General features: G+C 57.3%; 30 protein-coding genes. 13 read left to right on the top strand and 17 right to left on the bottom strand.

All coding sequences use genetic code 11. The annotated features are described in order from the left end of the window. Window positions 1–196: 196 nt before the first annotated feature. Entirely contained in the window at window positions 197–1309 is a 1113-nt protein-coding gene (gene queA / locus IQ265_RS10525) for a tRNA preQ1(34) S-adenosylmethionine ribosyltransferase-isomerase QueA (RefSeq protein WP_194053188.1), read from the bottom strand. A 141-nt stretch (window positions 1310–1450) separates the two neighbouring features. Here queA and IQ265_RS10520 point away from each other — a divergent pair, with 141 nt between their 5' ends. Next, window positions 1451–1840, top strand: coding sequence for a hypothetical protein (locus IQ265_RS10520; RefSeq protein WP_194053179.1), 390 nt, complete (start codon window positions 1451–1453; stop codon window positions 1838–1840). 84 nt (window positions 1841–1924) lie between these two features. Here IQ265_RS10520 and IQ265_RS10515 read toward each other — a convergent pair whose 3' ends face one another. Together IQ265_RS10515 and IQ265_RS10510 are read right to left on the bottom strand one after the other, a co-directional pair. Beyond that, window positions 1925–2788, bottom strand: a complete 864-nt coding sequence (locus IQ265_RS10515; RefSeq protein ID WP_194053177.1) for an alpha-isopropylmalate synthase regulatory domain-containing protein — start codon at window positions 2786–2788, stop codon at window positions 1925–1927. 41 nt (window positions 2789–2829) lie between these two features. Continuing rightward, window positions 2830–3351 (bottom strand): hypothetical protein, encoded by a 522-nt coding sequence (locus tag IQ265_RS10510; RefSeq protein WP_194053175.1) that lies wholly within the window; start codon window positions 3349–3351, stop codon window positions 2830–2832. A 266-nt stretch (window positions 3352–3617) separates the two neighbouring features. On the opposite strand from IQ265_RS10510, the gene IQ265_RS10505 reads away from it, so the two are divergent. After that, window positions 3618–3839: a hypothetical protein gene (locus tag IQ265_RS10505; RefSeq protein WP_194053173.1), complete on the top strand. Its 222-nt coding sequence runs from the start codon at window positions 3618–3620 to the stop codon at window positions 3837–3839. Here IQ265_RS10505 and IQ265_RS10500 read toward each other — a convergent pair. Beyond that, window positions 3836–4420, bottom strand: coding sequence for a hypothetical protein (locus IQ265_RS10500; RefSeq protein WP_194053171.1), 585 nt, complete (start codon window positions 4418–4420; stop codon window positions 3836–3838). The two genes, IQ265_RS10505 and IQ265_RS10500, sit on opposite strands and share 4 nt — an antisense overlap. Window positions 4421–4638: 218 nt before the next feature. Between IQ265_RS10500 and IQ265_RS10495 the strand changes: the two genes are divergently transcribed. Then, window positions 4639–5544 (top strand): ABC transporter permease, encoded by a 906-nt coding sequence (locus IQ265_RS10495; protein WP_194053169.1) that lies wholly within the window; start codon window positions 4639–4641, stop codon window positions 5542–5544. Here IQ265_RS10495 and rarD read toward each other — a convergent pair whose 3' ends face one another. From rarD to IQ265_RS10470, 5 genes are all read right to left on the bottom strand, one after another. Then, a complete protein-coding gene (gene rarD, locus IQ265_RS10490) occupies window positions 5545–6456 on the bottom strand; it encodes an EamA family transporter RarD (protein ID WP_194053167.1) in 912 nt (303 codons plus the stop codon). Window positions 6457–6485: 29 nt separating this feature from the next. After that, window positions 6486–8003: an ATP-binding protein gene (locus IQ265_RS10485; RefSeq protein WP_194053165.1), complete on the bottom strand. Its 1518-nt coding sequence runs from the start codon at window positions 8001–8003 to the stop codon at window positions 6486–6488. A 144-nt stretch (window positions 8004–8147) separates the two neighbouring features. Then, complete coding sequence (locus IQ265_RS10480; protein WP_194053163.1) at window positions 8148–9653, bottom strand: UDP-N-acetylmuramoyl-L-alanyl-D-glutamate--2,6-diaminopimelate ligase; 1506 nt, start codon at window positions 9651–9653, stop codon at window positions 8148–8150. Window positions 9654–9684: 31 nt separating this feature from the next. Then, a complete protein-coding gene (locus tag IQ265_RS10475; RefSeq protein WP_194053161.1) occupies window positions 9685–9972 on the bottom strand; it encodes a glutaredoxin family protein in 288 nt (95 codons plus the stop codon). Between the two features lie 39 nt (window positions 9973–10011). Then, window positions 10012–10842, bottom strand: a complete 831-nt coding sequence (locus tag IQ265_RS10470) for a helix-turn-helix domain-containing protein (protein ID WP_228037780.1) — start codon at window positions 10840–10842, stop codon at window positions 10012–10014. A 202-nt stretch (window positions 10843–11044) separates the two neighbouring features. Here IQ265_RS10470 and IQ265_RS10465 point away from each other — a divergent pair, with 202 nt between their 5' ends. The 3 genes from IQ265_RS10465 (at window position 11045) to IQ265_RS10455 (ending at window position 12908) form a co-directional block, all read left to right on the top strand. After that, entirely contained in the window at window positions 11045–11602 is a 558-nt protein-coding gene (locus IQ265_RS10465) for a Uma2 family endonuclease (protein WP_194053157.1), read from the top strand. A 99-nt stretch (window positions 11603–11701) separates the two neighbouring features. Then, window positions 11702–12334 (top strand): FMN-dependent NADH-azoreductase, encoded by a 633-nt coding sequence (locus IQ265_RS10460; RefSeq protein WP_194053156.1) that lies wholly within the window; start codon window positions 11702–11704, stop codon window positions 12332–12334. 91 nt (window positions 12335–12425) lie between these two features. Continuing rightward, window positions 12426–12908, top strand: a complete 483-nt coding sequence (locus IQ265_RS10455; RefSeq protein WP_194053155.1) for an anthrone oxygenase family protein — start codon at window positions 12426–12428, stop codon at window positions 12906–12908. 97 nt (window positions 12909–13005) lie between these two features. Here IQ265_RS10455 and IQ265_RS10450 read toward each other — a convergent pair whose 3' ends face one another. Together IQ265_RS10450 and IQ265_RS10445 are read right to left on the bottom strand one after the other, a co-directional pair. Continuing rightward, complete coding sequence (locus IQ265_RS10450; RefSeq protein WP_194053154.1) at window positions 13006–13482, bottom strand: response regulator; 477 nt, start codon at window positions 13480–13482, stop codon at window positions 13006–13008. Window positions 13483–13708: 226 nt separating this feature from the next. Continuing rightward, the gene (locus tag IQ265_RS10445; protein WP_194053153.1) at window positions 13709–14425 is read right to left on the bottom strand and encodes a Crp/Fnr family transcriptional regulator; all 717 of its coding nucleotides are present in this window, start codon (window positions 14423–14425) and stop codon (window positions 13709–13711) included. Window positions 14426–14762: 337 nt separating this feature from the next. On the opposite strand from IQ265_RS10445, the gene blaOXA reads away from it, so the two are divergent. The 7 genes from blaOXA to IQ265_RS10410 all read left to right on the top strand — a co-directional run bounded on the left by blaOXA (window position 14763) and on the right by IQ265_RS10410 (window position 18753). After that, window positions 14763–15623: a class D beta-lactamase gene (blaOXA, locus tag IQ265_RS10440; RefSeq protein WP_194053152.1), complete on the top strand. Its 861-nt coding sequence runs from the start codon at window positions 14763–14765 to the stop codon at window positions 15621–15623. A 31-nt stretch (window positions 15624–15654) separates the two neighbouring features. After that, window positions 15655–16224 (top strand): dihydrofolate reductase family protein, encoded by a 570-nt coding sequence (locus tag IQ265_RS10435; protein WP_194053146.1) that lies wholly within the window; start codon window positions 15655–15657, stop codon window positions 16222–16224. A gap of 87 nt (window positions 16225–16311) precedes the next feature. Beyond that, window positions 16312–16872 carry a GNAT family N-acetyltransferase gene (locus IQ265_RS10430; RefSeq protein ID WP_194053145.1) on the top strand — a complete coding sequence of 187 codons (561 nt, stop codon included), beginning with the start codon at window positions 16312–16314 and terminating at the stop codon, window positions 16870–16872. Continuing rightward, window positions 16859–17224, top strand: a complete 366-nt coding sequence (locus tag IQ265_RS10425; RefSeq protein ID WP_194053144.1) for a glyoxalase superfamily protein — start codon at window positions 16859–16861, stop codon at window positions 17222–17224. Before IQ265_RS10430 ends, IQ265_RS10425 begins: the two co-directional genes overlap by 14 nt. Window positions 17225–17296: 72 nt before the next feature. Next, window positions 17297–17737 carry a VOC family protein gene (locus tag IQ265_RS10420; protein WP_194053143.1) on the top strand — a complete coding sequence of 147 codons (441 nt, stop codon included), beginning with the start codon at window positions 17297–17299 and terminating at the stop codon, window positions 17735–17737. A 37-nt stretch (window positions 17738–17774) separates the two neighbouring features. Then, window positions 17775–18176 (top strand): VOC family protein, encoded by a 402-nt coding sequence (locus IQ265_RS10415; RefSeq protein ID WP_194053142.1) that lies wholly within the window; start codon window positions 17775–17777, stop codon window positions 18174–18176. Between the two features lie 397 nt (window positions 18177–18573). Continuing rightward, entirely contained in the window at window positions 18574–18753 is a 180-nt protein-coding gene (locus IQ265_RS10410; protein ID WP_194053140.1) for a hypothetical protein, read from the top strand. A 71-nt stretch (window positions 18754–18824) separates the two neighbouring features. Here the strand turns inward: IQ265_RS10410 and IQ265_RS10405 are convergent, their stop codons facing one another. From IQ265_RS10405 to IQ265_RS10380, 6 genes are all read right to left on the bottom strand, one after another. Further along, window positions 18825–20315: a cache domain-containing protein gene (locus IQ265_RS10405; protein ID WP_194053138.1), complete on the bottom strand. Its 1491-nt coding sequence runs from the start codon at window positions 20313–20315 to the stop codon at window positions 18825–18827. A gap of 204 nt (window positions 20316–20519) precedes the next feature. After that, complete coding sequence (locus tag IQ265_RS10400) at window positions 20520–21803, bottom strand: cation:dicarboxylase symporter family transporter (RefSeq protein ID WP_194053136.1); 1284 nt, start codon at window positions 21801–21803, stop codon at window positions 20520–20522. Between the two features lie 31 nt (window positions 21804–21834). Further along, a complete protein-coding gene (locus IQ265_RS10395; RefSeq protein ID WP_194053134.1) occupies window positions 21835–22866 on the bottom strand; it encodes an ABC transporter substrate-binding protein in 1032 nt (343 codons plus the stop codon). Between the two features lie 8 nt (window positions 22867–22874). Beyond that, complete coding sequence (locus IQ265_RS10390; RefSeq protein WP_194053132.1) at window positions 22875–23660, bottom strand: amino acid racemase; 786 nt, start codon at window positions 23658–23660, stop codon at window positions 22875–22877. 64 nt (window positions 23661–23724) lie between these two features. After that, complete coding sequence (locus IQ265_RS10385; protein ID WP_194053130.1) at window positions 23725–24945, bottom strand: MFS transporter; 1221 nt, start codon at window positions 24943–24945, stop codon at window positions 23725–23727. Window positions 24946–25102: 157 nt separating this feature from the next. Further along, complete coding sequence (locus IQ265_RS10380; RefSeq protein WP_194053128.1) at window positions 25103–26023, bottom strand: alpha/beta fold hydrolase; 921 nt, start codon at window positions 26021–26023, stop codon at window positions 25103–25105. Window positions 26024–26230 lie beyond the last annotated feature (207 nt).

The following is a 26230-nucleotide window of genomic DNA, read 5'->3' as shown; positions in this document are numbered from 1 at the left end:
GACCGGGTATCTGCACCACAAGATATTTTGGCGCTCCACAGAAGGCATTCAGTCTTTAATGCGGGCTCTACTGCAAACGTCCATTGACTTAGGACAAGTTCAACGGAGGGGCATTGCATGCAATGCCCCTAGCAGAGGATTCCGCCTGTTAAAGTGTCTTAACTAAATCACCTGCTGCAATAGCGCGGGAAAGCCCCTACTGCTTTGAGCTAGTAATCTCGCTGTTGACGGTCGCTGCGGGCAAAATTAGCATGGCATCGCCGAAGGAATAAAAGCGATAGTCCTGCTCAATGGCGGTTTCGTAGAGCGCCAGCAGCCGCTCTCGCCCGATCAGGGCGCTGACCAGCATCAGCAGGCTAGACCCCGGCAGATGAAAGTTGGTAATTAACCCATCGATTACCTGGTACTGGTAACCAGGATAGATAAACAGGTTTACCTTGCCCTGGTAGGGTTGCAGTTCGCCGCCCTGGGCCGCGCCCTCCAGAGCACGCACCACCGTCGTTCCCACAGCAATTACGCGCCCGCCTTGGGCTTTGGTGGCGTTGATCTGCGCTACGGTTTCCGCCGAGACATCAATCCATTCGCCGTGCATTTTGTGGTCGAGAATGTTCTCGGTCTCCACCGGGCGAAAGGTACCGACACCGACGTGGAGGGTAATGCGCGATCGCCCCACCCCCATCTCCTCCAGCCGCTCGAAAAGCTCGGGAGTAAAGTGCAGCCCCGCCGTGGGGGCCGCCACCGCCCCAGGGGCTTCGGCATAGACGGTCTGGTACTGGTCAGGCGACGCTGCTGTATCGGTGATATAGGGCGGTAGGGGAACTTCCCCCAAGCGCTCAAATAGGGCGAAGAGGGACTCTTTACCAGAGTGCTCAAATTTCAGCAGGCGACCGTTGGTGTCGAGATCGGTGGATAGCACCTGGGCCACCAGGTCGGGCCGATCGGGGTTGGGGCCAAAGTGTACGGTGGCCCCTGGTTTAAGGCGGCGACCGGGGCGCACCAGGGCCAGCCAATGATTGTCGCCCTGGTCTTCGAGTAAAAATACTTCGACCTGGGCACCGCTGGGCTTGTACCCCACCAGGCGGGCAGGAATGACGCGCGTGTCGTTGAGAACGAGCAGATCGCCCGGCTGCAGCAGAGTAGGTAGGTCACGGAAGTGGCGGTGGCGGTGGGTAGTGGGGTCATCGACCACCAGTAAACGAGACGAATCCCGAGGGGTGACGGGGGTTTGGGCGATCTTTTCTGACGGCAGGGAATATTGATAAGCCGCCAGGGAATATTCAAAAGAGGGGCGAGGGGTCTCTGGTGACATCTCTGAGGCCAGTGTTTGAAAATTATGTACGGCCTCCCAGGTTGGGTGAATACACCCAGGTGAGTTAGGGGGACTTAACCCTAACGGCTTGAGGACCGGTCTAAGACAATAAGAACTGTAGCACCTGTCTAAAGGTCAACGATGGAATACACCTACTATCTCGCCAATGCCAGTTTGACCGTCCGCGTGGTTGAACACCTACTGGGCACCCCGAGATTGCCCCTAGAGTTTATGACGGTGATTCATCAGATTGATGGATGGGTCGTTCGCGTCAAGATGGATGACAACATCGGCGTTCCCGATGCCGAAGATTTTCGCGCCTACATGAACGAACTGGGTATTGCCTACGACCCCGGCATTCGGGTGCGCATGGCCCTCTGGGGGCTAGAGACCGGGCAGTCGCCCATCGACGTGATGCGCCGCTACCAGGTCGCTATTGTCTCCCACGGCAAGCCCGATCGCGAAGAGATCGAAGCCTTTCGCCGTCAGTTTGTGATGGGTCTGGGCTACTGCCCCGAAACGCTGGCCTAGGGCAGCGGCAGCGTGCTCTAAAGACGTATCTTGGTTGGGGGTAGGGGAACCTACCCTATTTTTTTGCGAATTTTTTGCAACCGCTTAAAGGCGATCGCAGAAAATCAAATAGCCCAGGGCATTCAGGTAGGCTTCAATAGACGCCATTACCACGTCAAGATGAAAGCCGCGCCCCGGAAATAGAGCCATCTGTCGCTCTAGCAAAACCATAGCCGACACTGGAGAATCTGCCGTGGTGGCCAGGCAGCGATAGGACACCATCTGCACGTCGGCTACCGGAATGTAGTGACTTACCGCTAGGTTCAGGGCTCTCAGAGCAGCATCTACCGGCCCTACTCCAAAAGCTGTCTCCTGGTGGGTGTAACCCAGTGGCGACTGTAGCCGCACGGTAGCGGTGGGGCGATCTTGGCCGCAGCAAACCTCTACATATTCCAGACGACCCAACCAGGAGCGCTGATCTACTACAGCATCATCCTGGTAGAGGGTTTCGAGCTGACTTCGACGCGCTTCTATGTAACCGGCAGCGTACTCCCCCAGCAGATGGCCAGGGGTGTAGATGGGCACCTCCCCCTCGCCGGTATCGGTGACGTAGTCGAGCGGGCGGTGGGTAACAATGCCGTCTAGGCCTAGCTGGGCAACTACCGCCGCCTGCAGGGCAAAGGGCAGACCTAGCTGCGATCGCTGGGCCGTGTGCATCATGGTCTGGTCTATGGGGCAACAGCGCAACAGGCGGCCCAGCTGAGTTAGGGTTATGGCGATCGTGGCCGGTTTGCGAGATCGCATCGCGTAGCGCCCCACCAAACCCAGAGCTAAGTCGGTCACGTACCCCTGCAGCTGGCCCTGTAAAAACAACTCCCACAGACGATCGCCCTGGCACAGCGGCAGCGGGCGGCCAAATAACAGCTCTAGCAGCAGCCCCTCATCCACCAAAATGCGCCGTATTGCCATGGGTAACTCCTGTGAGAAAACTCCCAGGGTCGCCAATGCACCTAGTCGCTTGGGTCAGAGCCAAGCAATTTGCGTAGGGCAGCCAGCGGCATTTGCACCACGTCTTGCGATAGCTCTGGAGAATAGGCATTTGGCTCTGGGGTAGATACGTAAGGACTGGGCTGGCCCAGGGCATGAGACGGCCCGCTAGCGGCCATATCGTGGACCATTAAAGAGAGTTGTTTAAGACTGCGGCAGCCCTCCTCTACACCTGTAGTCAGCGCATCAAGCCTTTGCTCTAGAGCCAGTAAGCGCACGCCTAGGGCGTCAGATACTGGGGCAGCCAACCTACCCTCAGCGCGATCGCCTACAGACTGATCTGCAACGCGCTTCTCTAACTGGTGCAATACCTGCTCCAACTGTGACATCCGCTGCTGGATAGTGTCGCCTGCGTCGTCGGCTAACCCCTGGCGGAGAAGGCGATTAACCAACTCGGTGGCAGAGATACCTTCGCTACCCGCCCGCTCCTTGAGGGCCTGTTGTAAATCGTCTGCCAACCGATAGCTAACCAGCTTCCTAGACATAGGTTCTCCTTACAACCGCTTGGGATACAGCACTTACCCAAGAACAATATACATAAGATACCCGAGTGAAATACAAAGATACAGCGAAGACAGCATCATTTCTGGATGAACCAGAACAGGCTTGCTCAGGCCCAGCATGTCACACAGACTGTATCCAGAGCACAAAGAACTAGAAGCCCACGTTTATCAACTCCACGAGCTGAGCGTCGGCATGCACTTATGAAGTACGTTTAATATACAAATTACATCTTTCCTGAGGTCTCCCCATGCTCGTTCCCTATCACCAGCAGCACGATCCCCACATCGAGTGCCCCCAGTGTCGACGGCACAGCATTGTTAGGCACGGCGAAAGCGAATACGTTTGCCTTAACTGCGACTTTCGCCGCGATTTGTCGGAGCCTCACTGGGGCCGGTTTGACAACCTGCTGATGGGGTTTTTGGCCTTTGCCCTGGCCCTGATGGTAGGCCAGCTGCTAACCCAAAGCTAGGGTTGCTTTACCCACAGGGCCAGCCCGCCGCTGCGCCCACGGGCGGCAACGTAGCCCTTCTGGGCCGCAAAAAAGGCAAAAAAGGGCAGCTTGGCCACCGAGGTATCGGCAAAATCGCCTGTTTTGGCGGCTTTGCTGCGCAGGGGCAGGTCGATCAGGCTGAGACCACCCACCAGGACCTGCAGGCGCACAAAGTCGAAGGCCAGCAAGTTTTTCTTAGGCAGAAACTTGGCTGGCCCCGTGAACCGCAGCCGAATGGGGCCAACCTGAAGCTGGTTTTGAATGGCTAACCCGTCGCCATCGCCGCGGCTAAAGCCAATGGTTGCGATCGCCAGCCCAGGCACGTAGAAGCCGCTGCCAGTCGGCTGGCCCGCTCTGTAGGCGGGCTTTTTGGGGGCTGTAAACCGCAGCCGCCAGGTGCCGAGCAGCGCCTCGCTAGAAAGCTGCTGTCGCTGCTGCTTAGTCTGCCGCTCGACCTTCAGCAGCGCAGCGGTGACCTGTTTGCCCTCAAGTCGCGCCCCTGAGGCAACAACCTCTAGCAGGTCGGGGGTGGGTAGGGTAGCGCTATCGATGGCAGTCATGGGGTCTCCAGTCGTGGGGCCAGTAAATGAGCTTTAGAGCGCGATCGCCGCAACGTCTTTTGAACCCACGGTCTTGGTTCGGTAGAACAGCAGGCGGCGGTCTGACTGCCTTCATTATGCCTGGGCTAGTCAGCGGCTGGAGGAGAGCGATCGCCCCTAAAGACCGGCCTTTGCGCCTGGCTCTGGCATAATAGAGCCTGTTCACTCACTGCGCTGCTATGGCTACCACTCCGCGATCGCCCCTGCTGCGCAGATTTGCCAGGAAGCCTGGGTCTAAGTCTGCCGCCAGCGTGTCGGTGGTGCTGATGTGGGTGGGTCTAGCCATTACCCTGGCGTTTATTCTAATTGCCCTGCTGACACCCCTGATGCAGAGCTGGGGCTGGCTGCTCGACCCCACCACGGCGCTGCAAAACCCTATTCACCAGCCCCCCAGCGGCGACCACTGGTTTGGCACCACGCGCCAGGGTTACGACGTATTTGCGCGCACTTTGTTCGGTACCCGCGCGGCCTGGCAGGTGGTGCTGCTGGCGACGCTGCTGAGCGTGGCGATCGGGGTGCCCCTGGGCATGGTCAGCGGCTACCTGGGCGGCTGGCTCGATCGCGCCCTGCTGTTTTTTATGGACACGATCTACACCCTGCCGGGGCTACTGCTCTCGGTCACGCTGGCGTTTGTAGTAGGCCGAGGGGTAGTGAATGCGGCGATCGCCCTCAGCATTGCCTACATTCCCCAGTACTACCGGGTGGTACGCAACCACACCGTCAGCGTTAAGACCGAGCTGTTTGTCGAAGCAGCCCAGGCCATGGGGGCCGACCCCTGGACGGTGCTGACCCGTTACCTCTTTCTCAACGTGATTCAAAGCGTGCCGGTGCTGTTTACCCTCAACGCCGCCGACGCCATTCTGGTGTTGGGGGGGCTAGGTTTTTTGGGCCTGGGTCTGCCCGAGCAGGTGCCTGAGTGGGGGGCCGACATCCGTCAGGCTCTCGATGCGCTGCCCACGGGCATCTGGTGGACGGCGCTGTTTCCCGGCCTGGCCCTGACGCTAATGGTGACGGGGCTGTCGCTGGTAGGCGAAGGGCTGAACGAACTCATGAACCCCCTTCAGCGCCGCGAAAACTGGCGCTAGCTAAACCTGCCCTGGCCTGGCCCGCAGGGCCGTGACCGAATACAGCAGCAGCGCCGCCCAAATGCAGCTAAAGGTAACAACATGCACGGGGGTAAACGGCTCGCCGTACACAAACACCCCCAGCAGCAACGACAGCGACGGAGCTAGGTACTGAAAAAAGCCCAGGGTAGCGAGCTTCAGCCGCTTAGCCGCATTGTTAAACCACAGCAGGGGCATAGATGTGGTCACCCCGGCTCCAACGAACAGCAGCGTCAGCGGCCAGCCCTGGCCAAAATGGCCCTGCCCCGTAGCGCCCAACCAGCTCACAAACAGCAGCGTAATCGGTGTGATGAGCAGCGTTTCGACCGCCAAACCCACCAGGGGAGCCACCGCCACCACCTTGCGCAGCAGCCCGTAGAACGCAAAGGAGATCGCCAGAGCCAGAGCAATCCACGGTACAGTGCCCAGCTGCCAGACAAAGTAACCTACCCCCACCACCGCCAGGGCTACGGCCACCTGCTGCCCTCGGTACAGGCGTTCTTTGAGAAACACAAAGCCCAGCAGCACGGTCACCAGAGGGTTGATGTAGTAGCCCAGGCTGGCCTCAACGACGCGATCGCTGTTTACTCCGTAGATGTACAGCCCCCAGTTAAAGGTCAGCAGGCTGGCCGTAAGCAGCAGCACCAGCACCCGACGGGGCGATCGCAGCAGCGCCAGCAGATCGCTTAGCCGCCGCTGCACTACCAGAATGCCGCAGAGAAACACCGCCGACCAAATCATGCGGTGGCTGAGCACTTCCACGGCAGGGGTCGCGTCAAAAAGCTTCCAGTAGATAGGCAATAGCCCCCAGGTGCTATAGGCAAGCAGGGCATAGATGGGGCCAAGCTTGTCGTCAGATTGGCGGTCTGGGGCGGCAGGTTTAGGTAACGCCAAGGCAAAGTTCGCCGTTTAAACCAACCATTTTAATGGCTAGAGCTACCCCGGTGAAGCGGCAGCCGCACCGCGATCGTTGTGCCTTCTTCGGGTTGGCTGCGAGCCACCACCGTACCCCCGCAGTAGAGCAGCAGCTGCTGCACAATGGTCAGCCCCAGCCCAGCCCCTTCGGTTTCGTCAGGCGGCAGGTTGCGGCCCCGGTAAAAGTGATCAAAAATGCGGGGCAAATCGCTGGCCGAAATGCCGATGCCGGTGTCGCGCACTTCAATTTCGGCATAGTTTGAGGTGCTGCGGGCCGTCACCCACACCCGACCGCCGCTGAGCGTGTATTTAAGGCTGTTGTTAAGCAGATGAATCATAATCTGCCGCAGCCAGCTACCGGGGCAGCTTACCGCTGGTACATGGCGGGGAATGGTGTAGGCCAGCATAATGCCTTTTTCGGCGGCCAGAGGTTGGTAGGTACTCACCACCGGGGGCACGGCCTCTGATAGGTTCAGCGAGTCGAGCTGGGTTTGACCCACGCTGGTTTCCATTTGCAACAGGTTGAGCACACCGCTGATCAGCGCACTCTGGCGATCGCACTCGTGACTGATCATGCCCATATAGCGCTGCCGCTGGGGCGGCTTGAGGTGGGGCGAATCGAGCAGGGTGAGCGCCGTTTTAATGGTGGTCAGGGGAGTGCGCAGCTCTTGACCCACAGTATTGAGAAAGTCATCCTTGAGGCGCAGGGTGGTGAGCAGCACCTCATTTTGGGTCGACAGGTTCGACATGCCCAGGGCCTGACGGCGGTAAGTCGAGGCCGACTGGCGCAGATGCTCCTGGCGCGCTAGCTGCCAGTTTAGCCAGCGATCGACCAGCGTCAGGTAGGCGGGGGTGAGGGTTTGAGTTGCCCTGATCTGAGCCCACTGCTGCGTTAGTGCAGCCAGGTCGGTATCGGCATCGGCAGCAACGCTTTGGTTAACCTGATGGCAAATGGCGCTGACTACTATGGCGACCAAATCGGGGTTCACCGAACAGCACACCGACAGGTACGATGACCGCACCGCACTGGCCTCTTCTAGCTGAGGAGAGCCATCCTCGTCATCGTCGGCCTCCGGGGGGGGTTGAGCCTCTGGCGATGGTCGTTTACCATCGCCCAGGGCCGTAGCCGACAGCGGCTGTAAGCGATGGGCCACGACCATCGCCGCAAAAGTCTCAGACTGCACCACCACAAAATAGTCGCCTCGCCAGGTGTGGTCTGCACTGAGGGGCAAAACCACGTCTTCAGAACCAGAGGGCGACGGGGCCGAGTCGAGCCGCACAAACCGAAATACCTGGTGAGGCGACGCTAGGCCCTGGCTATAGCGCGACACATCTTCGTTCCAGGCGTCTCCCACAGGTAGCTTTACCAGCAGATTCGCCTGAATATCGTGAGCTTCGAGAAATTCTACGGTCGATTGCAGAATTGCCCTAAACCCTCTTGGTTTAACCTGTACGTAGTCTGGGGTTGCTGCACTCAACTGAAGCAGCCGGTGTAGCGACACCTCTTGCTCTTGGTAAGACTGCATGGTGCTCCAACGGGCCGGGGCCGGGCCAGAACTGAGCCATATATGAATCAGCACTGGCATTTATTAGGGTATCTTTAACCACCTAAAATAACGGCGAGAATGTTGCGTGTATTCACATAACGCCGTCATTTTAGGGCAAAAGAGTTAGCCCATATACCGTTTTTCGAGAAAATGGCGGGCCTGTTCGCGGTCGTCAAAGTGTATTTTTTCGGTGCCGAGAATCTGGTAGTCTTCGTGCCCCTTGCCCGCAATTAGAATGCCGTCGCCGGGTTGAGCCATAGCGATCGCGGCCTGAATAGCGGTAGCGCGATCGCCCACCACCTGATCGGCCTCCAGTTCTGCGGGAATGCCCGCCACCACATCCCGCAAAATCTGCTCGGGGTCTTCGGTGCGGGGGTTGTCGGAGGTGACGACCAACGCATCGGCCAACTCGTAGGCGATGCGGCCCATCTGAGGGCGCTTAGTGCGATCGCGATCGCCGCCGCAGCCAAACACGCAGATCAGCCGCCCCGGCACAAAGGGGCGCGCCGCCTGTAGAGAGTTCTTCAGGCTGTCCGGTGTGTGGGCGTAGTCCACAATTACGCTGATGTCTTGGGTCTCAGACACCTTCACCTGCTCCATGCGCCCCGGTACACCGCCAAAGCTCGGCAGGGCGGCTGCGATCGTGTCTAGAGAAACGCCCAGGTGCAGGGCTGCCCCCACCGCCGCCAGCAAATTCTCCAGGTTAAACTGCCCCACCAGCGGCGAGCTAAAGGGCACAGTGCCAGCGGGGGTCTTGAGCGTGCCGGTGACGCCGTTGGCCTGGTAGGTGAGATCGCCTGTGTAGAGGTCAGCGTTGGAATTCTGGGTGCTGTAGGTCCACACTCGCTCTGGGGGTAGCTGGGCAACCAGGCGATCGCCGTAGGGCGTATCGATATTCACCACCGCGCGCCCCGCTAGATAGCCCTCGCCAAACAGCAGCGCCTTAGCCTGGAAGTAGTCTTCCATATCGCGGTGGTAGTCGAGGTGGTCTTGGGTCAGGTTGGTGAACACCGCTACCTCAAAGGGGCAGCCCCACACCCGCTTTTGAGCCAGCGCGTGGGAGCTGACCTCTAGCACCGCGTAGCGACAGCCCGCATCCCGCGCCTTGGCCAACTCCGCCTGGAGGTCGACCGCGAAGGGGGTGGTGTAGAGGGCAGTCTGCTGGTGCCCTGGCCAACGGGTGTAAAGCGTTCCCAGCAGCGCCGTAGGCTGCTCGGCAGCATTCAGCAGATGCTCAACCAGGTGAGTCGTGGTGGTTTTGCCGTTGGTGCCCGTTACCCCCACCAGCCCCATCTGTCGGGCAGGGTAGTTGTAGAATCGGGCGGCTACTTCGGCACAGGCTACCGACATGTCGGTCATGGGCACCACGCAGGCGTCGCCGTCAGCAGGGCGGTTTGCCAGCGCCTGGGTGGAGACCAAGGCCGCCGCTGCCCCCGATTCCACAGCGCTGGGCCAAAATTCACCGCCATCGACCCGAGTGCCCGGCATGCCAATAAACACATCCCCCGGCTGGCAGGCGTGGGAATTGGTGCACAGCCCCTTGACGTCAGGATCGTTTCCCTCGGCTAGCGTAAATCCGGCGTCGATCAATCCGGCGGGCAGGTCCTCAAGCAGTTGGCGCAGCTTCATGTCAGCAACTCCTCACATCATTGAAGTTGCCCTATTCTGCCTTACTCTGGCCCACATAAGTCTGTATCAATTGCTCCACCTTGGCCTGGGGTGCCCGGGGCGACAGACGCGGCAACGGAATTTCCTGGGTTCCAGCGTCGGTGGATTGCACACAGCACAGCACTGGAATCTCGTACTGGTAGCGCTGAAACCAGTCGTCGCGGGTGGTGATGTCGCGCACCTCTAACTCAAAGGGCAGGTGGGCGGCGGCCACGAGTTTTTCTTCGAGTCCTTCGCACAGGTGGCAGCCGGGCTTGCTGTAGAGCACAAATTTGGTCATAGGGTTAGTTTGGCATGGAGTCGGTCACAGGAAGGGCAGTTACTGCGCGGCGGCTCGATAGGCGCTGGGGGTGGTGCCGGTGGCCTGGCGAAACTGTTTGCTCAGGTGGCTGTGGCTGTTGAACCCACAGAGCAGGGCGATTTCCACAATAGAGTGGTTGGTTTGTTTCAACAACTGCTTGGCCCGCTCAACGCGCTGTTGCAGCACGTATTGGTAGGGAGTTACCCCCAGCGCCTGCTTAAACTGATGGCTGAAATGGAAGGGGCTGAGACCTGCGATCGCCGCCAAATCCGCCAGCTTCAAATCGGCATCCAGCGCCTCGTGGATGTGATCTAATACCGGCAAGAGCCGACGCTGGGGTAATCCACCGGGGTGAATGGGCACTGGCGGTCTGGCCACCGCATACTGCCGCAGCAAGTGCACCGCCAGCAGATTGGTCAGCGACTCGACATAGAGCTGGCCGCCGGGGTTGGCCTGGTTGAGTTCACCCAGCAGCATCAGGGCGATCGCCTCCAGCCGCCCATCCCGCAAGCGAAATTCGGGAATCAGCTCGATGCGATCGGGGTTTAGCCCCAGAGATTCTTGCGCGACGGTGGCCATAAAACCCGAGTTAAGCCGCAGCTCAAGATAGTGGTCGTCATCCTGCCAGCGGGCAAAAAACGACGTCTGGGCCGGAGTAATAGAGATATCACCTTTGCCGTAGAGGCTGCTGTGGGTTTTACCGTCTTTAATCTGCAAAAATCGCACCGGACGAGTCGCCAACGACAGGCAAATCGTGTGCTCCGCTTCTGAGGCGATCCGACATTCCCCCGGCGGATGCTGAAACTGCTCTACCTGAACGTGCTCCCAGCCCAGGTCTCGGCTCGACAATGTGGGAAGGCAGGTAAACTCAGCGTTACCGATCCCTGGGCGGTTTTGTGAACCCTTAGCACGCCTGGTTTTAGCTGCGTTCATAGCTAAATTCTCTGTTGGAGACAGGTGACGCCAGGCCCCTCTGCCCAGCCACCTCAAGTCTATCTGGCAGAATGGAACAATAGGCGAGTTCTCACTCTCACAGCGACAGAGAAAAGCGATGACCCCCCACGTTGCGATCGCAAAATGGACCCTTGAGGATTACCACCAAATGATTGCGGCGGGCATTCTTAGCGATCGTCGGGTGGAGCTTTTGAACGGAGAAATCATTGAAATGCCCCCCGAAGGAGAACCTCACGCCTACTACGCCAGCACCGTTGGGGACTACCTCAGAGCCTTACTGGTTGAGCAGGCGCAAATTCGCGAAAGCCACCCTATCACCATTCCCGCTACCCAGTCTGAGCCAGAACCCGATCTTGCGGTAGTGCAGCCCTTGGGTAGAGAGTATTTGCAGCATCACCCCTATCCAGAGAACGTCTTTTGGCTGATGGAGTTTTCGGACACCAGCCTGAAGAAAGATTTGGAACCAAAAGCAAACGCCTACGCTGCGGCAGGCATTCCCGAGTACTGGGTGATTAACCTCCAGCGCATGGAACTTGTAGTTATGCGCAACCCAGTAAATGGGGTGTATCAATCCCAGACCACACTAACGGAAGGCACCATTACGCCGATCGCATTTCCTGATGTGCCCATATCCGTGCGGCGCTTGCTGGATTGATCGGCAGTTCGCCGCAAGATTTTGACAGCCGCCCAAGAATTAAGTAGCGCCCGGTCAGCGAGGTTTTCTAGGCTAAGCGAGTAGTGACCTGGAGGCCCCATGGCGCACCTGCTGCACATTGACTCAAGCCCACGAGGCGATCGCTCCCACTCCCGCCGCATGACCCGCGAATTTGTCGAAGCCTGGCAACAGAATCATCCCCATGACACCGTCACCTATCGCGACGTGGGTCGTCAGCCCGTGCCCCACGTTGATGAACCCTGGATTGCCGCTGCCTATACCCCCGACAACCAGCGCACCCCGGAGCTATGGGAGGCAATCCGGGTGAGTGACCAACTCATCGACGAACTGATCGCCGCCGATATCCTAGTCGTGGGTGTACCGATGTACAACTTCAGCGTGCCCAGCACCTTCAAAGCCTACATTGACCAAATCGTTCGCGTTGACCGCACCTTCGCGATCGACCCCGAGGATGCAGAAGATCCCTACAAACCGCTGCTCCGGGGCAAAAAAATGTTTGTGATTACAGCGCGCGGTAGTTCAGGCTTTGGCCCCGGCGATCGCTACGGCCACATGAACCACCAAGACCCGTACCTGAGGGTAGCCTTCGGATTCATTGGCATTACCGATATCACCTTTGTGCATGTCGAAAACGACGAACACAGCAGCGAGAGCTTGGCCGCCTCCATTGCAGCGGCCCAAGCCCAGGTAGCACAACTGGCTGCCGCTTGATGTGAACGTTGACTACCAATAGCGGGTGCGATGGTCAAAGGCCTAGCCTTCATCACCATCACACCCTGCCCAACCAGGAGCAGGAGACACTATGCCCCCTATGGATGCTGGATTGTTCACCCTCAAACTCTGCACCGCCCTCGGTTGTGGGCTGGTTGCCGGAGTCTTCTTCGCCTTCTCCACGTTTGTGATGAGAGCCCTGGGACAGCAGCCGCCCGCCCAGGGCATCGCCACCATGCAGGCGATCAACATCACCGCCATCAACCCCTGGTTCATGGGAGCGCTGTTTGGCACGGGCCTGGCCTGTTTGGGGCTGATCATCGCCGTCTTGGCCAACCGTAATCAGCCCGGTGCGGGTTACTTGCTCACTGGCAGCCTGCTCTACCTGGTTGGCACTATTTTGGTAACGATCGCCGTTAACGTGCCGCTAAACGATGCCCTGGCCGTGGTAAAACCAGACAGCACCGAGGGCGCAACCCTTTGGGCCAACTACCTCACCATATGGACATTCTGGAACCACGTGCGCACGGTAGCCGCGCTGGGAGCAGCAGTACTGCTAAGCATCACCCGCTAAGACCAACGCCACTTTCCTGCCACGCCCGACCCCAAAAATAGGCTAGGAGCTATACCCCCTGATGCTTGGAGCATTAGCGGCTAATTGATGACAGCCCCTAGGTTTGCGGTTTTGCCAACTCCGCAACAACAGTAACAAGTTCGTAAACATCTGTTGGCTTGGGAAGATATTTCTGAAAACCTTTCGACTGAAAACTGTGTGACAAGAGCTTTAGACAGTCCTGATGTCTAAGCAGCGTTGTCACTGCAATGGCAGTCAGGTTTCTGGATGAATTGGTCTGCAGACCCCTCAACTCGTGGAGTAGGGCATAGCCATCTTGACCCGGAAGACTGATATTACAGATCAAAATATCTGGGTACCAGGTACTGGCTTTAGCAGTTGCTTCGGCGGCCGAAGTAGTGCCAAAGACCTCTGCTTCTTTTTCTTGCAGCACAAAACCAAAGATGTCTAAGGTATCGACATCTCCATCAACTATCAGAATCCGTAGGCCCCGCAGCGAGGATAGATTATCATCAGAATTACCGCAGTTATCTTGACGTTCTTCTACTAGCAAACCGGCATGTCCTAAGTCCATTTTCAGTGCTTTAGGGCTGACTAAGTGCAGCGGACAGCCTAGAATTAGCCAAGGGCACAAGTCGTTTCGTCACCTTCTCTGCATTGACGGCTTTCTGACTGCACAACCATTCAAACCGAGACTTTATTGTAGATACGTTAGCTAACGTATCTACAATAAAGCCATCCTAGACCGATCTAAACGGTCATGTCAGTCGGATTTTCAACATAAGGCGCAGTGTTTCTGCTTATATGGAACCCAGCAAATGAGCAAACTCGTTTTTAATGGCGCTATAGCATTCACAGGAATAGTTTTCTAGAGCTTCATCATCCAAAATCACGATCTGACCGCGGGTGTATCGAATTAGACCAGCCTGACTCAGGTTGCCAGCGGCTACCGTGACGCTAGAACGGGGGACACCTAACATTTCCCCCATAAACTCCTGGGTCAACAGAAATGTATCGCTTTGTAAACAGTCTCGCACCAGCAAGAGCCAGCGAGCCAGCCGCTTCTCGGTTGAGTGAAATCGATTACAGGCGACGTACTGAGCCGCTTGGGTTAAAAGAGCCTGGCAGTAGCGAAGCAACATGGTTTGTAGCGGTCCGCCGCGATCGAACTCAGCTTTTAACGTTGCGGCCTTCATGCGCATAGCCTGGCCTGCAACCTGCACGTAGGCTCGGTGAGCCTTGGTTTTACCGCCCAAAATGGTCACAATACCCGCCATTCCTTCCCGCCCTACCAGGCTGATTTCAATGGTAGAGCCATCTTCCATTGAGGTAACTAAGGAAATTAATGAGTGGTGCGGAAAGTAAACGTGAGAAATAGGTTCATCAACATCGTAGATGGATTGTTGGGTTGTCAGTGAAACCAGCTCTAAATGGGGAGTGAGCCGTTGATAGACTTCCGTGGGCAAAACCGCAAGCAAACGATTTACCGGGGGATCAAAACTTTGGACGTTAGACATGTATTTCTCCTAGGGATGAGCCATGTTGAGAAGAACAACTATTGGCACCAAGAAAGAATGCTTAAATCCCATTCGCAATGTCAAGAGAAATTAATCTAGGCTGGCCAAGCTTTTAGCGTTTTCTATTTTCACCATAACAGCAATAGGGTTGACGATGGGGCTCCATTATGTGCGTGTAGCTTTAGGTTGGCTACAGGTGTTTACCGAGACCAAAAACTAGACCTAATACCTACGCCCGAGAGCATTGCAACCTCTGTCAGTCTTTATTTACAGTCTGCCTGAGTGTCTGATAACCCTGTAGAATTAACCCCGCTGGCGCAATAAGAGATGGATAACGATGGACGCTGCCCTTCAGTGGTTGTGTGGCTTAGCGGCGGGTGGTTTGCTGGTGCTTCCTATGCAGCCAGCTATAGCTGGGGCCAGCCCAACCCCGATCGCGCCTCAAGTTGCCGAGCAGAGAGAACGCATAGACGCTCGTTTTGCCCAGCACTTTCAAGAGCTTGGGCTGGAAGGGGCGATCATCATCCACGACTTGAACCAAAATGTAACCTACCAGCACAACGGCGATCGCAATCGCCAGCCCTTTCTCCCCGCCTCCACCTTCAAAATTCTCAACTCGCTGATTGCGCTTGAAACCGGAGTTATCACCAATGACGTCGCGGTGCTCACCTGGGACGGCATTGAGCGGCTGGTTCCCGCCTGGAACCAGGATTTGAACCTGCGCAGGGCCTTTAACCTATCCGCCGTCTGGTTCTACCAAGTGCTGGCGCGGCGCATTGGCCACGATCGCATGCAGCAGTGGGTCAGCGCGGCGGGCTACGGTAACCAGACCATCGGCAGCCCCAGCGCGATCGATAGCTTTTGGCTGGAAGGCGACCTACGCATTACGCCCCAGCAGCAGATTGAGTTCTTGCAGCGCCTGTACCGCAACGAACTGCCTTTTTCTGAGGCAGCGATCGCTACGGTAAAAGACATTATGATTGTCGAGCGCACCCCCGACTATACCCTGCGCGCCAAGACCGGCTGGGCTGGCTTTGGGGAGGCCGATCAAACCCAAGTTGGCTGGTACGTCGGTTACCTGGAGCAGGGCGACAACGTCTACCTGTTTGCCACCAATATCGACATGCGCCAGGACAGCGATGGCCCCGCTCGCCTAGAACTCACCCGCCGCTGCCTCAGCGATTTAAATCTGTTGTAGCCTCAGCCCCAAACGCACCAGAAAGCAGCCTATGTCCACTGTGTTTTATACAGCTACCAGCCTAGACGGCTTTATTGCCGCCCCAGACAACTCCCTCGACTGGCTGTTTCAGTTCGGCGAGCTAGAGCCGAATACGTTTGACGATTTTCTGGCGGAAGTGGGGGCGATCGCCATGGGCTCTACCACCTACCAGTGGATCTACGACCACGACTTTAGCGCCGATGCAGACAATACCCAGCCCTGGCCCTACCAAGTGCCCGCCTGGGTATTTACCTCGCGCCAGTTACCTGTTATTGCCGGTGCCGACGTGCGCTTTGTCAGCGGCGATGTGCGGCCCATCCACCAAGATATGGCGATCGCCGCTGGGAAGAAAAAGCTGTGGATTGTCGGCGGTGGCGACTTGGCGGGTCAGTTTTACGACGCCGGGCTGCTGAACGAAATAGTGGTGCAGATTGCCTCAGTCACGTTGGGTGGTGGTGCACCGCTCTTTCCGCGTCGGGTTGACCCGCCCCTCAAGCTGCTCTCGGCTCGAACCTATGGCCAAAACTTCGCTGAGTTGCGCTATGGCGTTTTGCCGCCGCGATCGGCAAATGACGTTTAAAGATTCATTTCATTTACCGACAAAGTAGTACAATTGAACTAAAATACTGTCGAGCGGTTCACCAGCGTTTAGGCCCCGGTAACAGCCATGACTGCCCCCAGTTCAACTAGCCCCGGTTCAATTAACCTACGAGCGGCTACTCCCGCCGATGCGCCTCTGCTGCGCCATTGGGATGAGCAGCCCCACGTGATTGCCGCCGACCCCAACGATGACTGGGCTTGGGAAACCGAGCTAGGCTACAACCCCAACTGGCGGGAGCAGCTAATAGCCGAGCTGACAGGTCGCCCCATCGGCTTTATTCAAATTATCGACCCGGCCCGAGAAGACAGCCACTACTGGGGTGATGTACCGGCCCATCTGCGGGCGATCGACATCTGGATTGGCGAAGCTGCCGATTTGGGCCAGGGCTATGGCACTACCATGATGCAGCTGGCGCTGGCGCGATGCTTTGCCGACCCCTCGGTTACGGCGGTGCTAATTGACCCGCTAGCTAGCAACACCCGCGCCCGCCGCTTCTACGAGCGGATCGGGTTTACGTTTGTGGAGCACCGCCGCTTTGGCGAAGACGATTGCGCTGTGTATCGTCTCGATCGCGCTAATTGGGCCAGTCTTAACCCTGTGGAGACTGTCCCCCATGCAGCTTCCTGAACAACGCGTCATTCCGGCGCTGCGCATTACGCAGTACGCGCGCAGCAAGGCGTTTTATCTCGACCAGCTTGGCTTTGCGATGGAGTGGGAGCACCGCTTTGAGCCGCACCTGCCGGTGTTTATGTCTGTGATGCGCGATCGCATGCGAATTTACCTATCCGAGCACACGGGCGATTGCCAGGTCGGCGGCCTCGTTCACTTTGTGGTGGAGAACGTAGACGATTGGTACCAGGACTTTCTCCGGCGTGGCGTCTTGGTGACAGAGCCACCCAACCACAATTTGGGGTTTTGCCAAATGACCGTTACCGATCCTGACGGTAACCAGCTGCGCTTCATGGAGCCCGCCCGCTAGCGGCCTCACCCCTACAGCTTCGACCAGTAGACCAACGGCTCTGATGTTCTATGTCCAAGGGAGATCAAGACAATGGCCAGTACTGCTAAGCAAACCGTAGCCACTATCATTCCGACCCTGCGGTATCGGGATGCAGCGGCGGCGGTGGAGTGGCTTTGCCAGGCGTTTGGATTCGAAAAGCATTTGGTTGTTCCAGGCGACGATGGCGCGATCGCCCACGCCGAACTGTCCTTTGGCAACGGCATGGTCATGCTGGGTTCTGCCCGCGACGACAGCTTTGGTCAACTCCAGCAGCCGCCTCAGCAGGTGGGCCATGTGGTCACCCAAAGCCCGTACCTGATTGTGGATGAGGTTGACCAACACTATGCAAGGGCGATCGCCGCCGGAGCCGAAATCGTCATTGACATTCAAGACCAAGACTACGGCGGGCGCGACTATTCGTGTCGTGACCCAGAGGGCTACCTGTGGAATTTTGGCACCTACGACCCCTGGAGTAGCCCATTAAATTCTTAAATTCTCAACTCAAGTCCAACCATCTAAGGAAACTGTCATGCAAGTGAACCCGTATCTTGTTTTCAACGGTCAATGCGAGGAAGCGTTTACCTTCTACCACCAAATTTTGGGCGGCGAGCTAGGCGACATGCTGAGGTTTGAGGGCTCTCCCGCCGAGTGGGAGGTTCCCCCCGAACTGGGCAGCAAAATTATGCATACCCAGCTGACCTGGGGCGACTGGGGCATCATGGGCTCTGACTGCATGCCCGGGCAGTACGAGACTCCTGCAGGGTTTTCGGTATCGCTACAGGTGAGTGATCCGGCCGAGGCCGAGCGCATTTTTAATGCCCTGGCCGAGGGCGGCAAAATCCAAATGCCGCTGTCAGAAACCTTTTGGGCCAAGCGCTTTGGCATGGCCATCGATAAATTTAGTATCCCCTGGATGATCAACTGCGCCTAGACAACAATTCAAAAGTCTCCATCGCTTAGAGGTGCGTTCTCACTTAGGAAACGCACCTCTGTTGTATTACGCAAAAATTCAAAAATTGGCAGCGCCCGAGAAGCCTTGCCAACGCCCAGTACTAAACCCTGGTTGTCTAACCCCAAGCAGTTAAGGGCAAACGGCCGTTTGTACCTGCGGGAAGCCTGTTTTGATCTGGGGTTTGTAACCTCGCACCTGGACAAAAGCGATCGCCGACTTGCCGTTCCATCTTTTTTGTAGTACGTTGTAGTATGTCAAGGAAGGCTATTCCACAGTGCCCTGTAGACGTTGTCCAAGTGGTACTCGTTTAGGGCTCACAGCTACTCAGCAGAAGCTCGGCAGCCTGTTGACATTCAAAACGTAAACAGGAGGAACCATGCTGTTTTATATTCGTATTCCCAAACATCCCCGCCAGCAAGGCACCAATCAACCGCCCCCCCAATCACCTAGCGTCCTAGCGCAAAATCAGCGCATTCGGCATCACCAGGCAACGGTGAAAACCCTGCACCAAAGAACCCAGGAGAAGTACCTGCTGGAGCGGCGTTGGCTAGTCTAGAAGCGCTATGAGTCAGTTGTTTCCGGCAACAATGGCGTTCCCACTCAGAGGGCAGCCTTCTGTCCTCTAAATTAGTTTGGTAAAGCCTGCTCAGTCTCTTTTGGCTCAGCGATCGCCGCTTTGCTGCTGCTGCGATTGCGTAGCTTTTGAGCCTTAAGGGTCAAGTCCTGAAAGAAATCAGTTTCGACAATTTCTTTGACCTGCTTCTGGCGCTTAGCCTCATCAATTTCAATTCGCAGGTCGCGCACCTGCTGCTTTAGCCGTTGCTCGCGGCTGTAGACCTGCTGAGCCATGCGGTCAAACACGCGGGCCAGCTGACCAATTTCGTCGGTGCGGCGGGCGATCGCCCCCAGCTGCCCCAGCTCAAACTTTTCGGCCTCGATCGCGGCCGCCGTGCGAGCAATACCGAGTACGGGGCGAGCAATCAGGCGATCCGCCATCAGCACAGCCGCCCCAGCCGTCAACCCTGTAAAAATAGCGATCACACCCAGCAGCATTCGCTTGTTGCGGTTCACTTCCACCAGGTAGCTGGCCTCAGGAATCACCGTGCCCACTACCCAGTCGAGCTGCTCCAGGGGAGTAAACGAGATCAAGTAGCGATCGCCAGTCACCGAATCCTTAAAGGCAAATCGCCGTAGTTCCGTCAAATTCTCCAGGTCTACCCCCTGCTCTTGCAGGGTCTGGCTGGCAATACGCAACAGAGGGTTTTCCACGGTTTCAAGCTGCTGTAGGTGAGGGTCTGCCGAGTCTTGGCCCTGGGTTGGCATTACCTCAGCGACATCTGTAGAGGCAATCAGCTCTTGCCGGGCATTGATAATAAACGCCTCGCCACTGTGGTTGGTCTGCAGCTGCTGCAAATACTCCGACAGCTGAGTCAGCTCTATACCGACCCCAATGACGCCCCAAATTTCTCCCTTCGGGTTGACTAGCGCTGTAGTGGCGTCTAGCCCCGGAGTTTGGGTCGAGCGGTAGACGTACACCGTCCAGGCTCGCCTCTGGGACGATTCTAGGGCGTTCCTATACCAGGGTCGATCCGGCGCAAAAAAAGGCGGATCCATTTTGTAAGTTTCGGTATTTAGAAGCGCCAGACTGCCCGCCTCGATCGCATAGGTGTTAACCGTAGCCGTTGTACTGCGGCTCTTCCCATCCCAATCGCGCAGGTGAAAGTGAAGCCGCCCATCGGCCGTGCGCTGGGCACCAAAAAAATCGCCTGTAGCATCCCCATACTGCACCCAGGTAAAGTTGGGATTGGCCCGCAGCACGCTGAGCAAAAATAGCTCTCGATCTTGAGCGCTGGTCAAGTCGATCAAATTTTGGCCCAGGCTGCTGTTTAAGAGCGACTGCGCCGACTCAGCGTTGTTGAACAGTTTTTCTACCTCCTGGGATGTGCCGAGGGTAATCTCCTGGTTCACCTGGTCGACGATGGTGTCAATGTTGCGCTTAGACACCAGTGACCAGGGAACGTAGACGATCGCTGCCGTCGTCCCCACCGTTAACAGCATGGCTCCCACCAGGGTGGCCTTGAGTCCAGGTGGTTTGGGGAGGCGAAAGGGGAGGGGCATGGTGAAAGAGGAGGTGAGGTGGGTGAGGAAGGGGGGCGGGTGAGGAAGGAGGGGCGGGTGAGGAAGGGAAGGGGGAAGGGGGAGTGCGAAGTGCAAAATTCAAAATTGAGAATTCAAAAATTTCCACTTTGAATTTTGCACTTTGAATTTTGAATTCATCCACCTCCACCCTGCGGGAAGCCGCTTCGCGTCTACATCACCTCATCATTCCCGTTCTGCTACGAGCGCTGTTGCCGCCATCCCTGTGTGCACAATGCCCAAGGTACGGAGAGGATCCATCAAGGGATCGATAGCGATGAAGAGCACCAACACCGCTTCCAAGGGCAGCTTGAGCGGGTCAAGCACCAGGCCCAGCATAGTTAGGGTAAGAATGCCGGTCACTCCAGAGGTCGCCATACCAGCCAAAATGGAGCCTAGGATTACTATGCCCAGGCCGACCATGCCTAAGTCGCGCTGGTAGAGCTGCACCACAAATAAAGTGGCCAACGCAAAGTAAATGACTGAGCCAAAGCGGCAGAGGGTAATAGCTAACGGAGTAACCAAATTCGTGGTTTGGGCATTGAACCGGAGGTGTTCGCTGAGACTGGTAATGGCGGCGGGCAGACAGGCCAGACTGCTGGAGGTAGCAAGCGACAGAATGGTGGGGTCTTTGAGCGCTAGCAGGGTGGGCCACAGACCCAGGCCCGATCGCCGCCAGATAATTATGGTGCTAAGTAGATAAATAAGGGCAAATGTGGCGATCGCCACCACCACAAAATCCACCATCGACAGCAGCACCTCCACCCCTACCTGGGAAAGCTGGTGGGCCAGCAGGCTGCACAGCCCCAGGGGCAGCAGGTACGTCAGCCCGTGAATCACCTTATTAAACGCCTGATACAGGCTATCGAGGGTGTCAAACAAAGCTGCCGTAGACGGTGCTTTGACCAGCCCCAGCGATACGCCAAAAATAATTGCAAACAGCAGCACCTTCAGGGTTTGCCCTTCGCTGAGGGCCGCAAAAATGTTGTCGGGCACCATGCTGCCCACCAGAGTGCCAACACCGCCAGTCGCCGCTTCGGGAATAGGGCCGCTCAGGGCCATTTCTAAATCCACGCCAGACTGGTTGACCAGCACCCCGAGGGTTTGTAGGGTTTCGGTGGTCAGGTCGCGTCCGGGGCCAGCGAGGGCAGCAACGGCAACGGCGATCGCGCTTACCGTCAGCAAACTCACCGGAAACACCACGGCAATCCGCTGCACATACTGCCGTGCATCGTGGCTCTGCATTAACCGCCCCAGACTGTTCGTAATGGCCGACAGCAAAATGGGCAGCACACACATCTTCAGCAACCCCAAATAAACGGTGCCAAAAGGAGCAATCCAGGCGGCTACCTGGGGCTGGGTCGTGCCAATGTACACCCCCAAGCCACCGCTGATCAAAACAGCCCAGGGGCTGCGCAACCACTCAATCGATGGCTGGCGGGGGAGGTAGGCTTTGGGAGAAGTGACCATGGGGGGTGTCAAAACAGGTAGTTCCAGAGAGTTAAGGTTGCTGCAAACGCTGGGTAACCCAGTAATCGGCATACTCATCGAGCACCGCATCTACGGTGTACTGAGCCGTCAGGGTATCCAGGTACTGATCGACAAAAGCCAGCAGGTGGCTGCTGCTCCAGGGCAGCACCACTGCCAGCGAATCCTGAGTATCGGTAAGGGCAATGGTTTGCAGTTGCAGGGCCACATCAGGCCGGGTGCGCACCACCTTCTTGATTTCCAGCTCATCGCGGTAAGCGGCCAAAATATCGCCCTGCACCACGGCTTCTACAATGTCTTCCCAGGTGGGGTATTCCACAATGCTGGCCTGGGGAAACTTTTGTTTCAAGAAGCCGACGTAAGATGACCCCTTAATGACGCCGACCTGGCCCTGCAGATCGCGAATGGTTGCGACCATCGATCGCCCCTGAGTTTGCTCAGCCATCTGCAAACGGTTTACCAATAGCCCCTGGCGCATGCGCAGGTAGGGCCGCGAAAACCGCACTCGCTGCGCCCGCTTGAGGGTGCGGCTAATCTTTGAGATCGCCAGGTCCGCCTTTTGCCCGTAGACCATATCAACCACCTGATCAAACGTCTGAGCCGTTCGCGTGATCTCTAGGCTTACCCCTAGCTGATCGGCCAGGGTGCGGGCTAATTGAATGTCTAGCCCACTCATTTGACCCGCTTCATCCATAAAAAAGGGAGCATTGTCTTGCCCCAGCACAGCCACCGTCAGCTTGCCTTTGTCCAGAACGCGCTGCACATCTGGCGGCATGGCTGGTACGGCCGAGCCTGACGATGAAGACGGCGATCGCGAAAGTGTGGATCCGGCGGAGGCAGTTGAAGCAGTAGCCGTTGCAGCCCCCACCGCAGCTCCCTTAGCAGCAGCCTGCGCCCCGTCGCTACAGCCCAGGGTTATGACTAAAAAGAGCGTCAGGGCCAGCCCAAGCAGTTGCACCCCAATCCACTGGTCTGCCCTCGCCCGTTTTGTCTCTACCTTTTTTTCAGCAGCAGAAACATTGTGAATTGTCGTTTTTTGGCACATTCCTTCTCCTAGGCAGCTTGCCAGAGCGGCAGAGAGCGGTGGCCCCAGGCCAGATCCAGGGTGATGTCCGCCGCAACTTTTAATGGATCCACCCAGGGCAGCGGCAGCGCTGGCATTTGGGCAAAAGCCACAGACAGCTCTGTGCAGCCTGCAATCACCACTTCGGCCCCCTGGGTTTTGAGCCAGCTCGTCGCCTGCTCCAATACCGTCAACGCTTTGGTAGATACCTGAGTCCCTGTGGTTTTTATTCCCCAATCGGGGTGGTAGATCGACTGCATGACCAAATCTTGCCAGGGAGAATTCAGCTCAAAGCCAACGGGTGTTATCCCCACCTGGCCCAGGCTGCGGCTGTAAAGCCCACACTGCACTGTGCCGTCGGTAGCGAGTACTCCAACCCGCTGCACCGCCGGGTAAGCCTGGCGAATGTAGTCACTGGTACAGGCCATTAGATGAATCCAGGGAATGCCGAGCTGGGCCTGAACCTGGTCGTAAACGCCGTGGGCGGTGTTACAGGTGACAACTAAAAAGCTGGCCCCGGCCCGCTCCAACAGTTGAGCGTAGCGCACCAGCCCGGGCACGCAGTCTGGCCCAGTGCCCTGCAAGCTCTCAGTGCGATTGGGAATACTGGTGCCGTTGACCAATAGCCATACAGGATGATCCTGGTCGCTCTGTGCCCCGCGTTTGGCACTGCCCTGAATAAGGCACTGCTCAAACTGCACATGGGCCATTGGACCAAGGCCACCCAGAATGCCGGGGACAGCGACTTGTGGAATCTGACGCGATCGCACAGACATAATGGCTCCTGAGGGGATCTTGCGTTGCAGTGGCGGCACCCAGGCGAACGGAAGCTATCAAAATCTATACAGACAGCTGACGACGGGGCAGGTTAGTCAGGGCAAAACCGACCGCCATGACCATGAACAGAGCACCCATCCAGAATGGGGAGAGCATGCCCGAGCGATCGAAAATCCAGCCTGCCCAGAGTGGTCCCACAATGGAGGCCACGCTTTGCAGCGCCTGGTTACCGCCCAGGGTTTTGCCCTGCTCCTGCGCCGACACGCGAATCGAAATCAGCCCCCGCAGCGACGGAATGATCAACCCTACCCCCAGGGCTAGCATGGCCTGGGTTGTATAGAGAGCCGGAATCAGCACGGGGCTGCCCGCCGGAATCAGCACCACACCGCCAAAGGCCAGAGCAACTAAGACCAAACCAGCCACAGCCAGCTTGGATTCCCCAAAGCGGGGCAGCAGCTGGCGAATTAGCCCACCCTGCACAACGGTGGAGACAATGCCGATAAAAAAGAACACCATCGCCGCCTGACTAGGCCCCCAACCGTAGCGAGTATTCAAGAACAGCACAAAAATGCTGCTAAAGCCAGCAAAGGCGAAGTTGAAAATAAAGAAAGAAATCAGCAGCCCCTGAATACGGCCGTCGCGCAGAATGTCGCTGAGCTGACCAATGGGGTTGAGGTCGCGCAGGGCTAGGGGGCGACGATGCTCCTTATCCAGCGATTCAGCTAGCACAAAATAGCCCAGCCCGAAGTTCAGCAGGGCAATACTGCCCGCTACAAAGACAGGCAAATTGAGGCTTATACTGGCCAACGCACCGCCGACCGCTGGCCCTAAGGTAAAGCCCAAACCAAAGGCGGCTCCGGTAATGCCAAAGTTTTTGGCCCGGTCTTCAGGAGCAGAGATATCGGCGATGTAGGCTTGGGCGGTAGCCGCTACTCCACCCGTGGCACCATCGAGAATGCGGGAGAAAAACAGCACCCACAGGGTGGTGGCGAAGCCAAAAATGAAGTAGGAGATGGCCGTGCCCAGCACGCACACCAGCATTACTGGGCGACGACCGTAGCGGTCAGACAGAGCACCAATAACTGGGATGGCGATGAACTGCGCGATCGCATAGCTCGACACCAGCATCCCCAGAGTGAAGGCGTCAGACCGAAACCGCTCCACCAAAAACGGCAAAATTGGGAAAATCAGGCTTTCTCCCAGCTTGTCGAACAGAATGGTGATGAAAATAAACACCAGCCGGGGTGCGGATAGGGTCTTGGCGTTGACGGGCGTTACGGCCATGGGTGGGAGTGGGGTGAGTAGGTGGGTGGGCGAGTGGGTGAGTAGGCGGGTAGATGGGTGGGCGAGTGGACGGGTAAGGGATGCGCAAGTCGTGTAGGGTGGGTTAGTGCCCTAGCCTCAAGATTTGGTCACCCACTGATCCCCAGACCCACGATTCTTAACCGCTAGCCGATGGACCAACAAGCGCCGCTACCGAATGGCGAGCCACCCAGGTTTGCAGGTGGCCATTCACTACGTCGGGAATTTCGTCCTGGGGGCAGTGGCCTACACCTTCGAGGGGGATAAAACCTTCTACGGCGGGGAAGTTAGCCAGCTCGCGGCCTAGGGCAATGGGTTCCCAAGGATCGGCGGTGCCCCAGAGAATTAGCGCTGGGCAGGTGAGCTGCGGCAGTAAGTCCTCGGGCAATGGACCATCAAAGTTGTTGATGAAGGCCCAGAACACATCCGCTGCACCGGGCTCACGGGCGGGTTCTAGCAGTAGCTCAATTAGCTCGTCCGTGACCGCTTCGGCGTTACCATAGGCGGTGCGGAGCACGGCGCGAATTCTCTCCGGTCGGGCGATTTGGTGAAATAGCCAGTGCACCAGGGCACGGTTCTGAAGAACTTTTTTGAGCGCTGGGCGACCCAGGCGGCGCATGGGGGGTTGGGTGTGTAGTTTGCGATCGCTGATCTGCCTCAAGGCACAGTCCACCAGCACTACTCCGCGACTCTGCTCTGGGGCCAGCACCGCTGCCTGTAGCGCCACCACGCCACCAATGGAGTTGCCAACTAAAAAGGCAGGTTCTTCCACCACCTGTTGAAGAAATTCGGCAACTTGAGCGCCCCAGGTATCAAAGTCGTAGGGCAGTGGTTCCCCAGGGGCGGGCTTGGCCGACTTGCCAAAGCCCAGCAGATCGACGGCGAACACGCGGTGGTTTTCAGCCAGAGCGGGAATGTTTTTGCGCCAGTGACCCACGCTGGCCCCAAACCCGTGAATCAGCACCAGGGCCGGACCTGTTTCGCCCATTTGCTGATAATTGATCGCCTGGCCACGCCATAGCCAAATTTGGTTGGCAATGGGGAACTCAGCAGTCGGCATGGTGGTGTTCTCCGTGAGTGGGTTGCGGTGCGTGAAGCGTGCATGGGAGAGGATCCCCCACCCCTTAAGAAAGGGCAGTCGTAGCGATTATCTTGATTGTCAAGCTCACCCTGCTATGTAGTAGCTGCCATGAGGGTGGCAGCTGGCGGCAATGAGCAAGCTGGAGCCTGCCAGAGGGTGTCATGGCTCACCATGGCATTGAGGATG

Origin of the sequence: Nodosilinea sp. LEGE 06152, assembly GCF_015207525.1 — a bacterium.
Taxonomy (GTDB): domain Bacteria; phylum Cyanobacteriota; class Cyanobacteriia; order Phormidesmidales; family Phormidesmidaceae; genus Nodosilinea.
The sequence above is the reverse complement of the archived record's forward strand: the minus strand, read 5'-3'. Positions and strand labels throughout refer to the sequence as shown.